16 protein-coding genes and 1 riboswitch are annotated in these 14,027 nt (G+C 63.6%); of the genes, 8 read left to right on the forward strand and 8 right to left on the reverse strand.

What is annotated here, in order from left to right; genetic code table 11:
* Nucleotides 1-36: 36 nt before the first annotated feature.
* Nucleotides 37-399, reverse strand: a complete 363-nt coding sequence (locus JTF07_RS15455) for a VOC family protein (RefSeq protein WP_204235088.1) — start codon at nt 397-399, stop codon at nt 37-39.
* A gap of 34 nt (nt 400-433) precedes the next feature.
* Nucleotides 434-539: riboswitch (TPP riboswitch) on the forward strand.
* On the opposite strand from JTF07_RS15455, the gene JTF07_RS15460 reads away from it, so the two are divergent.
* The 4 genes from JTF07_RS15460 (at nt 539) to JTF07_RS15475 (ending at nt 4,556) form a co-directional block, all read left to right on the forward strand.
* Complete coding sequence (locus tag JTF07_RS15460; protein ID WP_204235089.1) at nt 539-1,261, forward strand: TenA family protein; 723 nt, start codon at nt 539-541, stop codon at nt 1,259-1,261. (Overlaps the previous riboswitch by 1 nt.)
* 134 nt (nt 1,262-1,395) lie before the next feature.
* Nucleotides 1,396-2,385 (forward strand): ATP-grasp domain-containing protein, encoded by a 990-nt coding sequence (locus JTF07_RS15465; RefSeq protein ID WP_204235090.1) that lies wholly within the window; start codon nt 1,396-1,398, stop codon nt 2,383-2,385.
* Entirely contained in the window at nt 2,385-3,068 is a 684-nt protein-coding gene (locus tag JTF07_RS15470; protein WP_204235157.1) for a nucleoside/nucleotide kinase family protein, read from the forward strand. Before JTF07_RS15465 ends, JTF07_RS15470 begins: the two co-directional genes overlap by 1 nt.
* Nucleotides 3,069-3,077: 9 nt before the next feature.
* A complete protein-coding gene (locus tag JTF07_RS15475) occupies nt 3,078-4,556 on the forward strand; it encodes a phytoene desaturase family protein (RefSeq protein WP_204235091.1) in 1,479 nt (492 codons plus the stop codon).
* Here the strand turns inward: JTF07_RS15475 and JTF07_RS15480 are convergent.
* The gene (locus tag JTF07_RS15480; RefSeq protein ID WP_252199840.1) at nt 4,528-5,508 is read right to left on the reverse strand and encodes a DMT family transporter; all 981 of its coding nucleotides are present in this window, start codon (nt 5,506-5,508) and stop codon (nt 4,528-4,530) included. The two genes, JTF07_RS15475 and JTF07_RS15480, sit on opposite strands and share 29 nt — an antisense overlap.
* A 180-nt stretch (nt 5,509-5,688) precedes the next feature.
* On the opposite strand from JTF07_RS15480, the gene JTF07_RS15485 reads away from it, so the two are divergent.
* Nucleotides 5,689-6,588, forward strand: coding sequence for an AraC family transcriptional regulator (locus JTF07_RS15485; protein WP_204235158.1), 900 nt, complete (start codon nt 5,689-5,691; stop codon nt 6,586-6,588).
* A 50-nt stretch (nt 6,589-6,638) separates the two neighbouring features.
* Here JTF07_RS15485 and JTF07_RS15490 read toward each other — a convergent pair whose 3' ends face one another.
* Together JTF07_RS15490 and JTF07_RS15495 are read right to left on the reverse strand one after the other, a co-directional pair.
* Nucleotides 6,639-7,826: an aminotransferase-like domain-containing protein gene (locus JTF07_RS15490; RefSeq protein WP_204235092.1), complete on the reverse strand. Its 1,188-nt coding sequence runs from the start codon at nt 7,824-7,826 to the stop codon at nt 6,639-6,641.
* Between the two features lie 130 nt (nt 7,827-7,956).
* Nucleotides 7,957-8,904 (reverse strand): EamA family transporter, encoded by a 948-nt coding sequence (locus tag JTF07_RS15495; RefSeq protein WP_204235093.1) that lies wholly within the window; start codon nt 8,902-8,904, stop codon nt 7,957-7,959.
* 90 nt (nt 8,905-8,994) lie between these two features.
* On the opposite strand from JTF07_RS15495, the gene JTF07_RS15500 reads away from it, so the two are divergent.
* Nucleotides 8,995-9,969: a LysR family transcriptional regulator gene (locus tag JTF07_RS15500; protein WP_204235094.1), complete on the forward strand. Its 975-nt coding sequence runs from the start codon at nt 8,995-8,997 to the stop codon at nt 9,967-9,969.
* Here the strand turns inward: JTF07_RS15500 and JTF07_RS15505 are convergent.
* Together JTF07_RS15505 and JTF07_RS15510 are read right to left on the reverse strand one after the other, a co-directional pair.
* Nucleotides 9,902-10,765, reverse strand: a complete 864-nt coding sequence (locus tag JTF07_RS15505; RefSeq protein WP_204235095.1) for an HTTM domain-containing protein — start codon at nt 10,763-10,765, stop codon at nt 9,902-9,904. The genes JTF07_RS15500 and JTF07_RS15505 overlap by 68 nt on opposite strands.
* Nucleotides 10,762-11,157: a hypothetical protein gene (locus JTF07_RS15510; RefSeq protein ID WP_252199841.1), complete on the reverse strand. Its 396-nt coding sequence runs from the start codon at nt 11,155-11,157 to the stop codon at nt 10,762-10,764. Before JTF07_RS15510 ends, JTF07_RS15505 begins: the two co-directional genes overlap by 4 nt.
* Between JTF07_RS15510 and JTF07_RS20435 the strand changes: the two genes are divergently transcribed.
* Entirely contained in the window at nt 11,156-11,437 is a 282-nt protein-coding gene (locus JTF07_RS20435) for a hypothetical protein (RefSeq protein WP_252199842.1), read from the forward strand. The genes JTF07_RS15510 and JTF07_RS20435 overlap by 2 nt on opposite strands.
* Here JTF07_RS20435 and JTF07_RS15515 read toward each other — a convergent pair.
* The gene (locus tag JTF07_RS15515; protein ID WP_204235097.1) at nt 11,419-12,234 is read right to left on the reverse strand and encodes a DUF8083 family protein; all 816 of its coding nucleotides are present in this window, start codon (nt 12,232-12,234) and stop codon (nt 11,419-11,421) included. The two genes, JTF07_RS20435 and JTF07_RS15515, sit on opposite strands and share 19 nt — an antisense overlap.
* Before the next feature lie 128 nt (nt 12,235-12,362).
* Here JTF07_RS15515 and JTF07_RS15520 point away from each other — a divergent pair, with 128 nt between their 5' ends.
* Nucleotides 12,363-12,590, forward strand: coding sequence for a DUF3073 domain-containing protein (locus JTF07_RS15520; protein ID WP_204235159.1), 228 nt, complete (start codon nt 12,363-12,365; stop codon nt 12,588-12,590).
* 341 nt (nt 12,591-12,931) lie between these two features.
* Here the strand turns inward: JTF07_RS15520 and purM are convergent, their stop codons facing one another.
* Nucleotides 12,932-14,026 (reverse strand): phosphoribosylformylglycinamidine cyclo-ligase, encoded by a 1,095-nt coding sequence (gene purM / locus JTF07_RS15525; protein ID WP_204235098.1) that lies wholly within the window; start codon nt 14,024-14,026, stop codon nt 12,932-12,934.
* Nucleotide 14,027 lies beyond the last annotated feature (1 nt).

Raw genomic sequence — 14,027 nt, forward strand, 5'->3', positions numbered from 1 at the left:
GATCACTCTAGTTCCGCGTCTGCACCGGCCAGAACCTCAGTTCAGCACGAGGCAGAACGGGTGACCTGCCGGGTCCAAGAAGACGCGGAAGGTCTCACCCGGCTGCTCTGCCGCCTTCCCGGCGCCGAGTTCGACCACGGCCGCCTCGGCGACATCAAGGTCGTCGACGATGACGTCGAGGTGCATCTGCTGTGGGTGGGCTTGGCCCGGCCAGCTGGGTGCGTGATAGTCCTCGACCTGCTGGAAGCAGATCGGCGGCCAGGAATCGGATGTGATCTCTGCCCAGGTGCCGTCGTCATCGACTCTGACCTGCCAGTCGAGGAGCTGACCGTAGAACTCCGCGAGTTCGCGTGCGTCAGGGGCGTCGAGAACGACGACGGGCTGCTTTGCGATTGCCATGCTGGAAGTCTACGCGCCTGTCGATGCTAGGCTCGAAACACCACAGGGGAGCGCTATGAGATGGGCGCTGAGAGTGCGCAAGCAGACCCTTCGAACCTGATCCGGTCAACTCCGGCGGAGGAAGTGAGCTCGGACACCGATGAGCGACGTTGACACGAAACACACCACCAACAGCGGCATTCGACTGACCCCAGAGGGGTTCGTTGCGAGTCTGAGAGCACAAACAGCTCCAGCCTGGGAGGCGGCAGTCGGACACAGGTTCGTCACCGAACTGTTTGCCGGCACGGTCGAAGACTCCGTGATGAGTCGGTACCTGATCCAGGACTACCAGTTCTTCGAATCCTTCCTCTCGATGCTCGGCGCGTGCGTCGCTCACGGCGATGCGCTCGGGCCCAAGCTGCGGTTCGCCAAACAGCTCGGCTTCCTCGAAGCCGACGAGGATTCGTATTTCCTCATGGCCTTCGCCGAGGTGGGTGTCCCTGCCGCCGACTACGCTGACCCCCAGCTGGCTGAGCCGACCGAGGGCTTCCGCGACCTCATGGACGAGGCCATCGACTCGGCCTCCTACGCAGAGCTGCTCGTCGTGCTCGTCATCGCCGAGTGGCTCTACCTCGATTGGGGCGAGCGCTCAGAACCGATGCCTCCACGCCGGGTCCATTCCGGGTGGATCGACCTGCACCGCGGTGACGCCTTCCGGGCCTGGGTGCAGTTCCTCGTCGACGAACTTGAGCGGGTGTTCCCCACCGGCGAGGACGCAGAATCCGCTGCAACACGAGGCCGACTGACTCACATCTGGTACCGCGGCGTCCACCTCGAACTGGCCTTCTTCGATGAGGCGTACGCTGAGGACGAAACCCGGTGAAGCTGGAGCGCACGGTTCACATTCTGCGTCCCTCGCCTCAACGAGGTCGTTCGGATTAGGATTGTTGAGCAGAACAGGTGTGCGGGTGCATCCAGTCACCCTTCGCCGCCGCTGCAGGATGCGAGGTATTACAGATGAGCACACAGCTGCTTCCCGTCACGGATGTTCCAGCGGTCTACATCATTCATGACAATCCCGAATGGATCGCACCGTTTGCGCAGGCCCTTCATCGATCAGACATCCCGTTCGTCGAATGGCTGCTGCCTGAAGTCTCGATCGATCTCACCACAGAGCCGCCGCAGGGCCTGTTCTGGTCGCGACTGTCCGCCTCGGCGCACACTCGCACGGATCCGCACGTCAAGGACTACGGGCGTGCGGTACTCGCCTGGCTCCAGACCGCAGGACGCACGGTCATCAACGGCGCAGACGTCTACGAACTCGAGGTGAGCAAAATCCGCCAGAACCGCGAGCTCGCCATGCGCGACTTCGACACCCCGCGCACCTCGGCGGTCTTCGGCAGTGCTGCGCTGTCCACGGCGGCGCGCGATTTCCTCCCGCCCTTCATCACCAAGCACAACCAGGGCGGCAAGGGACTCGGCGTGCGCCTTTTCGAGTCTCATGCCGAACTCGATGAGGCTGCGAGTGACTTCGCCGCCGGTGGTGCGAACGAGCCGATCGACGGAATCACACTGGTCCAGGAATATGTGCAGCCGGCGCAGCCGTTCGTCACCCGTGCCGAGTTCATCGGCGGCCGGTTCCACTATGCGGTGCGAGTCGATGTCTCCGATGGGTCCTTCGAATTGTGCCCCGCCGAGGCATGCGAGATCCCCTCCGCATCTGCGGCACCACTCGACCCGTTCTCCGTGCGTGAGGACATCACCGCGCACACGCCCCTCATCGGCAGGCTGGAGACGCTCCTGACCGAGCTGCACATCGACATCGCTGGAATTGAGTTCATCGAGACTGCCGATGGCCGCCAGGTCGTCTACGACATCAACACCAACACGAACTACAACCCCAGCGTCGAAGATGGCGAGCGCACGGCCGGACGCACTGCTGCCGCGGACCGGATCGCCGAGTACATCGCCGCTGAGGTTGCCGCCATCTCTGTCTCCCACACGTGATGCCTGACCGTCGCGTAGTTCTCCACCAACTGCTCTCACTGCTGCGCGAGGTCAACATCGGCAAGCGAGTTCTTGTTGCCATTGATGGGGTCGACGGTGCGGGCAAAACAGTCGTGGCCGAAGAACTCGTCGAGGTGGCCGACCAGGACGGGTTGCGCCCCATTTCGTCACTGAGTATCGACGGATTCCATCATCCCCGCTCGATTCGGTACGCGAACGGCCCGGGCCCCGATTCCTTCTATCGGAATTCCTATGACTACGATGCCTTCATTCGATCCGTCGTGACTCCGTTCAGACATGGTCTGTCGATCACGCCAGCGGTCTGGGATGTCGATGCTGACCTAGCCGTCCTACCACCACACGTCTGCCTGCCAGAGGACTGCGTCCTCCTCGTGGATGGGATTTTTCTCCACCGACCCGAACTTCGGGAGCTGTGGGATGCAAGTGTGTGGGTGCAGGTTCCCTTTGCGGTCTCTGTCCCCCGTGGGAACGAACGCTTCGCCGGGCAGTCCGATTCTGATCCCGAGGCGCAGTCGAACCATCGTTATGTCGGCGGACAACGACTCTATTTCGCGCAATGCTCGCCCTGGGACCACGCCACGTGGGTCCTCGACAACGAAGATCTGACTCATCCCGCGATCAGAGGCATCCTCTCACCGGGGTCGTCTCCCTCTCTCCCCTAGACTGAAGCCATGAGCAACTCTGAGGTTGATGCCGTCGTCGTCGGATCCGGCCCCAACGGCATGGCCGCCGCCGTGACCATGGCTCGAGCCGGTCTGTCCGTGCAGGTGTACGAGGCCCAGTCGACCGTCGGCGGTGGTGCTCGCACCCTTGACCTGGGCCTGGCTCCAGGCATCACCCACGACATCTGCTCTGCCGTTCATCCCTTGGCGATCTCGAGTCCCTTCTTCGTCGACTTCGACCTGCGTGCTCGGGGGCTCGAGTTCACCACTCCCGAGGTCTCCTACGCCCAACCGTTGGACGATCAGCCCGCTGCGCTGGCCTTCCACGATCTCGAAACTACGGTCGACCACCTCGGCGCGGCCGGACCCGAATGGCGACGGTTCTTCGCCCCGCTCCTCGAACGTGTCGATGACGCGATCTGGCTCTCCCTCGGTGACAAGCGCTCAGTTCCTCAGACCCTGCGTGATGTTCCCGGGATCGCGAATGTGGTGAAATTCGGACTGCGGCTGCTGTCCCAGGCGAGCCCGGCCTGGAACATTCCGCTCTCGCATGAGACGTCTCAGTCGCTGTTCACCGGTGTTGCCGCACACGCGATCGGCGGGCTGCCGGCCATGGGCACTGCCGCCACGGCCACCATGCTCTCCACCATTGCCCACGCCGGTGGCTGGCCATCGCCTGTGGGTGGTTCGCAGGCGATCATCGACGCCTTGGTCGCCGATCTTGAGGCCCATGGCGGCACGGTGACGACGAATGCGCGCATCGAGCATGTCTCCAATATGCCGCCTGCTCGGGCCTATCTCCTCGACACCTCGGCGCTGAATGCGGCTCAGATCTTCTCCGGCCTCATCCCGGCCAAGGTCGACAAGTCGCTGCGCAGCTTCAAACAGGGCAATGCCGCGGCCAAGGTCGACTTCGTCCTCAACGGGCCCGTGCCCTGGGCCGATCAGAACATCAACTGTGCGGGCACCATCCACGTCGGAGGAACTCGCGCGCAGATGGCTGCCGCCGAGGCCGAGGTCATTGCCGGACGCATGCCGGCCGACCCTGTCTGTCTGGTCTCCGACCCGACCGTGTTCGACCCATCACGTGAGGTGAATGGTCTGCGCCCGCTGTGGACGTACTGCCACGTACCCTTCGACTGCCCGATCGATCCGGCCGAGTACATCATCAGGCAGATAGAACGTTTCGCCCCCGGCTTCCGCGACACCATCGTCACCTACAATTCGATCCCCGCATCGGAGATGGCAAGCCACAACCAGAACTACATCGGAGGCGACATCGCCACCGGGCTCGTCTCCTTCTACCGAATGATGGCCCGTCCGCGCACGAGTTGGGACAACTACAGCCTCGGCGTCCCCGGCGCCTACCTGTGTTCGGCAGCGACCCCACCAGCACCCGGCGTGCACGGAATGAACGGCTGGTTCGCCGCCCAGCGAGCGCTGAAGACTCGGTTCTCAATCACAGAGGCGCCGAGCCTGGCGCCCTGAGCTCGTCCCCTGGACTCCGAGCCGGGCGGGGTCTCGTCCGCAGCCGCCACACCCCGTTGGCGACAGCCACCGCGAGCACAACGAGGCCTGCACCGATCGCCTGCCCCGGGGTGAGCATTTCACCGAGGATGAGCGCCGCGAGCACGAGGGCGAGCACGGGCTGGATGAGCAGCAGGCTTGCCGTCATCGTCGGCACCAGTCGGACGCTGCCCCTGTTGATGAGCAGCCACGCGACCACCTGCCCGAGCAGGGCCAAGGCAATGAGATATATCCACGACTTCGGGCCGATCCCGGTGAGGTGGAGACCGCCGGTGAACTGCGCGATGATCGCCGAAGTCACCGCCGCCGAGGCGGTCGCCCAGGCCAACGGCTGAAGTGTCCCCTCAGCCTTGCGCCTGGTCCCACGGCGAGTGAGGAACATGTACACCCCGTAGCCGATTCCCGCGATCAGACCGAGAACGGTGCCGAGGACGGCACTGTCCCCCACCTCGGTCAGCGTGACGATGCCTCCCACCAGGCCGACCCCGATGAGCATCAGCGGAAGTGCGATGAGGAAACGTGCGCTCACACGCTCACGGTCGACGAGCGACGCGAGCACTGGCAGGACGATGACCTGGACATTGACGAGCACGGTCGAGACGCCCGCGCCCACGAGGTAGATCGACGCCGTCCACGCAATGTAGTCGATGCCCAGCGCGATGCCGGCCGCGATCGCCCAGAGGATCCCTGCTCGAGAGAGCCCACCGTGGCGTCGACGCTCAAACAGAGCCAGGGGCACGAGGGCGATGACGGCGATCGCGCATCGCAGTACGGCCGTCGTCGCCGCATCCACGCCCGCGAGCTTGACCAGGATCGCCGAGATCGACAGGCACAGAGCACCCGCGAGCACCGCCGAGACGGCGAGCGCGGTCGGCGGCTCCGGCGTTGGAGCGGCCCTGGGTATGACGGCCATGAGACGACACTATGCCCACGGAGGCGATTTGGCACCGCTCGTGGGGTGAAGTGACCAGTTCGGCAGTGGGGGATGCATCGCTGTGCTGACTCACGCACGCGCACATGATTGAATCGGGCAGAGATTGTCGGGCGGTGTGCACCGCCTTCGCGGAACCATTGATGAGTGAAGGGAGACACCGTGATCGCTGAACTCAATACGCTCATCGACCTCATCGAGTCGGACCTCGCCGAAACCGGCAGCACTGTCGGAGGCGAAGGGGTTTCGCATCTCGATGTCGAATCGTTGGCACGGACACTCGGCCTGAGCGAATACCATCTACGGCGCATGTTCTCGTCCCTGTCGGGGATGTCGCTGTCGGAATACGTTCGACGTCGCCGGATGACCGTGGCTGCCGCCGATGTCGCGGCCGGTCGGGGCCTGTTGGGCATCGCGGTCCGCTTCGGTTACGGATCGGCTGAGGCCTTCGGGCGAGCGTTCCACTCCGTCCACGGCGTGAGCCCGTCTACGGTTCGGCGCGACGGCGGCCCCCTTCGCAGTCAATCAACCATCAGGTTCCGCCTGACGATCGAAGGGAGTTCTTCCATGGACACTCGAATCACCGACAAACCGGCGTTCTCACTCATCGGCCACGCCAAGCGCGTGCCCCTCATCCACGAGGGAGAGAACCCGCACATCCGCGAGCACATCGAATCTCTGCCTGCGGATGAGCACACTCGTCTCAAATCCCTCAGCGACGCAGAGCCCACCGGAATGCTTCAGGTCACAGCCGATGTCGACCCGGACTACCGGGAAGGCACCGAGCTCACCTACCTGCACGGCGTCGCGGTCGGGACACCCGCTTCGATCCCTGAGGACCTCGACGCCATCGACGTCGAGGCGGGAACTTGGGCGGTCTTCACCACTGCCGGCCGCTTTCCCGAAGCACTGCAGACGACCTGGGCGGCGACGGCGAGTGAGTGGTTTCCGTCGAATCCGTGGCAGCTGCGGCCCGGGCCCTCGATCGTTGCGATCATCGACCGGGCAGCGGACTTCAGCACGGCCACCACCGAGCTCTGGCTGCCGATCGAACGCGCGTGACACGATGCCACTGCCCACAGCAGCGTCCGCCATCACCTCGTGGTTCTCGCTCAGATGTGTTCGTTGAGGATCGCGCCCAGCCGGGTCAGGGCATCGACCATCTCATCATCGGACTGACCCGAGTAGCTGAACCGGGCATAATTGCTGCGTTGTTCGGTTGGGAAGAACGATCCGCCGGGCACGTAGGCGACCCGTGCCTCGGGCAGGGCATGTTCGGCCATGAATGCGGTCGCGTCGAAGCCTTCGGGGAAGGTCACCCAGGTGAAGAGTCCACCTTCGGGCCTGGTCACGGTCACCTCGGCGGGGAAATGTTCGATCATCGTCGAGACCATGAGGTCGCGCTTGGCGCGGTAGACCCCACGCATCGCCGAGACGTGGGCATCAATATCGTAAGTGGCGAGGAAGCGCGTCACCGCTGTCATGTTCAGCGTGGACGACTGGGTGTCGGCGGCGAGCTTGAGCAGACCGAGCTTGTCGAGGATCTCCGGTGCCGCGCTCACCCAGCCCAGCCGCAATCCGGGGGCGAGGATCTTCGAGAAGCTGCCGAGGTGGATGACCCGGTGCTCGGTGTCGAGTGAGGTCAGGGTCGGCAGCTGCTGACCTTCGAACCGGAGTTCACGGTAGGGCGAATCCTCAAGCACGAGAACGTCGTATTCGTTGGCCAGTTCGATGACGCGCTTCCGGCGTTCCAGGCTGAGGCTGACGCCGGTCGGGTTCTGGAAGTCGGGGATGACGTAGATGAACTTGATGTTCTCGGTCGTGGCCAGGGTCGCCTCAAGCGCGTCGACGTCCATGCCCTCGGAGTCCATGTCAACGGCGGCGTACTCGGGCTGGCAGGGGTTGAAGGCGATGAGGGCACCGAGGAACGTCGGGTTCTCCGTGACGATGACGTCGCCCGGGTTGATGAGCAGCTTCGCCACCAGGTCCAGACCCTGCTGGGCGCCCTGGAGGATGAGAACATCGTCAGCATCCGTCGCCGAACCCGCGCTCGACATGCGTTCGGCGATCTGGCCCCGCAATCCGGGCAGTCCCGCCGAGGCCGTGTACTGCAGTGCGGTCGCACTCTCCTTGCTCAGGATCTCGGTGTAGATCTGCTGGAGTTCGGCCGCGGGAAAGAGTGCGGCATCCGGGTACCCGCCGCCGAAGGAGGTGATGGAAGGATCGTCACCGTATCTGAGCAGCTCGCGGATGGCAGACGGCTGAACGCGTGCGATGCGATCGGCGAACTTCGATGACACTGTTTCTCCTTTGAGGAATATTTGCGAGCGCGATCGTCCTGCCTTGTTTCCGCGACTCACCGCTGGTGGTGAAGTGATCGTAGCGTCGAATCATTCGTGCCATGAGCGGTGTCCGATTGGCGGTCTCTGGTCACCATCGCGTCCCCGCGGGGACCTCGGCCACGTCTTCGACGTCTGTGGGCACCACCTCGGCGAGGACTTTCGGTCCTTTCGCCGCACGCATGCCTGCCCCGAGGACGCCCACGATGACCAGCACGGCTCCGCACATCTCCCCCAGTGACACCGTCTCGCCGAGAACGAACCACGCGGCACTCATACCGACGATGGGGACGAGCATCGAGAACGGTGCGACGACTCCAGCAGGGTTGCGCGACATCAGCCACGACCAGATGCCAGAACCGAGGATGGTGGCGATGACGACGGTGTAGGCGAGTCCCGCGAGGCCCAGCCATCCGGTGGGAGTCATGAGCGTCGTCAGCGACTGACCGATAGTGTCTGGCCCTTCGACAACCAGCGCAAGAAAAAGCATCGGCACCGGCGGCACCACCGACATCCACATCGTGAACTTCACCGGCTCGACCGAGTGCGCCTGACGGTTGCAGATGTTGCCGATCGCCCACCCCAGCCCGCCGGCCAGAGTCAGCAGGAACGGCAGGAAGCTCGCGCTCGAGTCCAGTCTCTGCCAGCCCACGACACCGAGTCCGGCCATGGCCACGATGAGGAACGCCATCTGTGATCCGCGGACCCGCTCTCGCAGGACCGTCATCCCCAGCAGCACCGTGAACGGCCCCGAAGCCTGGAGCACGAGTGAGGCCAGACCCGCAGGCATCCCCGCCGCCATCGCCCAGTAGAGGAACAGGAACTGCAGGAGCCCGAACCCCATCCCGTAGCCCACGATCCAGCGGAGCTTCACGTCTGGCTTCGGCACGAACAGCAGCGCCGGAATGGCCAGCACAGCGAAGCGCAGGACGACGAGGAAGAAGGGCGGGAACTGTTCGAGCGAGAAATCGATCGCCAGGAAGTTCAGTCCCCACATCACGGCCACCGAGGCGGCGAGCAAACAATGTTTCAATGACATGACTTCAGTCTCGAGTCGCCAGACAGTTAACACAATCGAAATGTTCTACACATACCTTGTAGCTGAGCTTCAATCTTGTACCATTTGCACATGGACCCCCGGCACCCTGAGCTGCTGCGCCGGCTCGACGAACTCGGCAGCGTGACTGCTGTGGCCAGGGCGACCTATCGCACGCCTTCGGCGATATCGCAGCAGCTCAAACAGGCCACACGGGAACTCGGACACACCCTCGTCGAACCCGAGGGCCGTGGGCTGAAGCTGACCAGCGCGGGCAGACTGCTGGCGGCAGGCGGCAAGGACGTGGCCTCAGCGATCGCCCGCGTGCAGGCTGACTGGGAGGACTACCTCGGCGATCCCTCCGGTGTGGTTCGGGTTGCCGGGCTGCCCAGCGCTCTGGCCTATCTTGTGCCTTCTGCACTGCGACGCCTGCGGGAGACGAGCCCGAGGATCACCTTGCGCACTGTCGATGTGGATCTGGCCGAGCACGAGTTCGCGGGCCTGACCTCCGACGTCGACATCGTCATCGCCCACAGCCTGGTCTCCGAACGTCCGGCCGGGACCGAAGGGGTGAGCGTCGAGTGCCTGGCGACAGAACCCATCGACGTCGCGGTCGCGAATGCCCATCCCCTGGCTCGCCGGGAGCAGCTGAGACCTGAGGACCTCGTCGACGCTCAGTGGATCGGAGTTCCCCACGGATTCCCATTCACCACAATCCTGACGTCGATCGAACACGTCACAGGACGTGAGCTCGAGGTCACCCAGCGCATCCGGGACAACCGGCTCATCGAGGCGATCGTGGCCTCGAGCGACCAGGTAGCCCTGCTGCCGCGATTCACGACCCCGAAAGACGCCGGGCTCACGCTCCTCCCGCTGACAGGAGTCGCAACCACACGTTGGGTCGTGGCGGTCATGACTCCCGATACGGCCGAACGCGCAGCCGTCAAGCGTGTACTGGACGCGCTGCGACAAGACACCGAGCCAGTGGCTGCGAGACAGGTCAGCGAGTCGCGGCGAACCGCTTCGGGATCAGCTTCTCCAGGGGCAGGAACGCCGCCCAGCAGATGACCGTCGGCAGGAAGTGGATGCCCAGGGCGATGTAGGTCATGAGATGGAAGAGCATGAAGAAGATGACGGCACCATAGAGCCACTTGCCCTTGAGGAACAGCACGATCGGTGAGAGGAACTCGAACACCAGAGTCGCCCACTGCCCGGCGATGAGCAGGCCCGGCATCTCAAGGAACGGCTTCGACCATTCGGCCCCGCGGCGCATCAGGGCCCAGATGATCACGGCTCCGTTGGCCCAGTGAGTGATGTTGCCAGAGGCGATCCACTTCATCACCACCGAATAGAAGTAGGTGAGGACGACGGAGATCTGCACGACGCGCAGTGCCCACCCTGCCTTCGCCGAGGTGGTGCCGACATCCCTGAACCGTGCGACTCCGACCGTCGGCAGCACCACGACGGCAATGACGAGCGCCATGTGGTCGTGGGCGACATAGCCATAGCCCTGGGTATAGAACATCCACAGCCCGAAGGTGATCGCGACCATCCAGCCGCTGATTCGCTGGAGGACGCCTGCGGCAGCCATGAGAGCGAAGACGATGATCGCGGCGAGCAGGACCTGCGCACCGAGGACGCTGACCGGTGGGATGTGGAGGAACCTGGCGAGCCACAGCGGTTGATAGAGGTCGGGAGTCCAGCCGTGCGGGATGACATCGGCGGAGATCGTGAGCACGTCAATGATGACGAAGATGTAGACGATGACGCGGAAGACTGCGACGCGAGCCAGAGATATCTGGGGCGTGAACCAGGCGATGATCGGATTGCCGATCTCCGCCTCGGCGGTGGTGGAACTACTCACTTCACCTCCCAGGTCGCCAGGATCTTGTGTTCGGGTTCGCCGACGCTGCGGCCGTTCTCCAACTGGGTCACGGTGCGGCAGAGGATCATCTGCTCCGGCTTCGGCTCGTCCGGATGGAGACGCTCAAAGGAATCGGCCATGGTCTGCAGAAGTTCCGGGTTGGCGATGACCCGATCGAGCTGGGATTCGATGTCGCCGCGTTCGATCCCGACGGTGTCCGTGTTGAAGCCGAGTCGGCGTGGTTCGTCCTCACCGGGGAACTGCGCCTCGATGCACGTCGCGTTCACCGTGCCGTTGAGGTCCTTGGCGGTCGCGTACTGAGTGAGTGACCCGAGCGGGAAGAAGTCGTTGGTGTTGAGGAACTGTCCGCAGGTGAGGATGACGAGGGCCATGACGGTTGCTCCGAGACGCCATACGATCGACCACGTCGTCATCGGCTTCGGTTCCGTGCCAGTCGCAGACTCGGCTGCCGTCGTTGGTTCGTCGGCGGTCGTTGACTCCTCAGCGGATACCGACGGCGGTTTCCTCTTCGTCACAAGTCGACGCTTCTTCTCATCCATGCGCTGTGTGGTTCATTCTCTCGACGCCGCGGGTACGCAGACTATCGTAGCCGCCGCTCACGTACTGGAGACTCAGGAGCTCAACGGCTCAGCTCAGGAGCTGCGCGCGTAGAGATTGAGCTGTTCCCACATCGCCGCGTACTTCTGGAAGGATGCGACCGCGGTTTCAGGATCGTCGTTGCTCAGCGCGGTCACCCACGAATCGACGAGCTCCGGCGCCTCGTTGGGCCAGAGCACATCGCTCATCCCGCCCAAGTCGAGTTCGAGCACGGAGTTCATGTCGAAGCCGTCGACCCACTGGGCCAGAATCGATGTCTGCTCGACCATGTCGACGACTTTGGACTTATCGGCCACGGTCTCCGCTGCCCATTCCATCCTCGCCGAGGCTGCCAGGATGTCCGTACGGATGAGCACTCTCAGCCCGGCATCGGTTTCATTTGTGATGATCTGGTCTTCGCTCAGCGAGAAGAACAGCCACCATGACGGCGGCACATCCCACGCCGAGACTCGGGTGAAGACGCGAGTATCCTTGGTGTCCTGGAGCCACTCCGCGCGACGACTGGCCGCACGCCTGCGCGCCGACTTCGGAGCGATGATGTCCAGCGTCGCCTTCGAGGTGTGCTCGCTCAGTGCCTCGAGTGCCTCCCACCCGCGAATGTCCTCCTGGGCGGGGCAGTACCGATCCACGCCGTCCGAAGTCTGAGACGCCGGGAGGAAGATCGGCGTGTTGCGAAAGGACTCGGCCACAGGGCTCGGCGGCAGTGAGATCAAGCGCTGATCCGCGTCTTCGGAGATCTGCTCCTCAACAACAGAACGGTTGTCTTCCACCTGCTCGTCTTGCAATACGGAATGGACTACGGTGGGTTCGAAGATCCGCAGAGAGACAACATAATCGCGACTGTAGGACATGGGTTCACCCTATCCAAGGTCGGGCCTCAAAATGGAACTTCCCACTACGAACAGGTAGGATTTAAGCGCATAGCAGAGATCTAGTCCGGGGCGCTTCGCCCCACATGACGACGGAGGGGGTCACGCCAGTGGGTCGCGGCCGCGCAAAGGCAAAGCAGATCAAGGTTGCCCGGAAGCTGAAATACTACAGCCCGGACACCGACCTGAATAGACTCCAGCAGGAACTGGGTTCCGAGTCGCAAGCGTCCGGTTCGTCAGATCCGTACGACAACGAGCCGGACTATTCGGATTACGCCGACAAGTACAACGTCGACGATGACAACGAAGAAGACGACTATACACAGCGCGAATCTTGACCGATCAGCACTGATGTGATCGACGCTCAGATACGCCGAGCATCGGATTCGCTCAAGCAAGAAGGCGGAGGCTGCGGCCTCCGCCTTCTGCTTTGCCTGCTCGCTGCATGGACTGCTCGTTGCAAAAGATGTCTGCCTGACTTCGTTCACCCTACCGCGAGCAGCAACTCATCACCTTGCGCGCCAACTCCTACAGGTACTCGACCACCACACCCCGGCAGCTGCACTGACAACCTCAGCAACGAGACGCTTCAGAGCTGACGGGACGTTTCAGTGCCGCCTAGCCGTTGCATCAACGGCAGCTGGCCCCGCTGCACCCTCGGCCTTGCGCCCACACAGCCTTACGCGAGGATTGCGGCTCCGCCGTCGACGCCCTTGGCGCCCTGGACGTAGTCGAGTTCGGAGGCCAGTGAACCGTCGTCGACCCTGACTTCACCGAGCACCCATGCGCCTAGGGAGGCTGCGAGCACACTGTCAACGGACTCAGCCGAGGCCACGAGGACCATGCCGACGCCGAGGTTCCAGGTCCGTTCACGGTCTTCCTGCGGGACTCCGCCCAGATCGCCGAGGGTGGAGAAGACCGGAGGGATCTCCCACGAAGCTCGGGACATCTTCGCCACGAGGCCCTTCGGCAGCACGCGCGCCACATTGGCAGACAGTCCCCCGCCGGTGACATGCGAGACCGCATGCACGGCATCGGGCAGAGCAGAGAAGAGGGCGTTGAGTTCGCCGGTGTAGACATGGGTGGGCACGAGGAGCTCTTCACCCAGGGTGCGGCCGAATTCCGGCACGTTGCGATCCAGACCCCAACCCGCCTCGGCGATGATGTGCCTGACCAGGGAGTACCCGTTCGAGTGGATGCCAGAGGATGGCAACCCGATGAGCACGTCACCAGCGGCAACCTTCTCAGGTCCCAGCAGTTTGGAGGCCTCGACGACACCTGTGGCGGCACCGGCGACATCGTAGTCATCGACCCCGAGCAGGCCCGGGTGTTCGGCGGTCTCGCCTCCGACGAGGGCGACGTCGGCACTGGCACACGCCTCGGCGATGCCCCGGACGATGTCCGCGATGCGCTCGGCCACGACCTTGCCGCAGGCGATGTAGTCGGTCATGAACAGGGGCTTGGCACCGCACACGATGATGTCATCGACGACCATGCCCACCAGGTCATATCCGATGGTGTCGTGCTTGTCGAGAGCCTGCGCGATCGCGACCTTCGTGCCGACGCCGTCGGTCGATGAGGCCAGCAGCGGGCGTTCGAAGTCCTTGAGCACTGAGACGTCGAAGAGTCCGGCGAAACCGCCCACTTCGCCGACGACGTTCGCGTTGTGTGTGGCGCCGACCGCTGACTTCATCAGTTCGACGGCGCGGTCACCGGCCTCGACGTCGACGCCGGCAGCGGCATAGGTGGTGGACTTAGATGGATCGGTGCTCAAC

The sequence above is a fragment of the Brevibacterium sp. RIT 803 genome, assembly GCF_016892625.1.
Classification (GTDB): Bacteria; Actinomycetota; Actinomycetes; order Actinomycetales; family Brevibacteriaceae; genus Brevibacterium.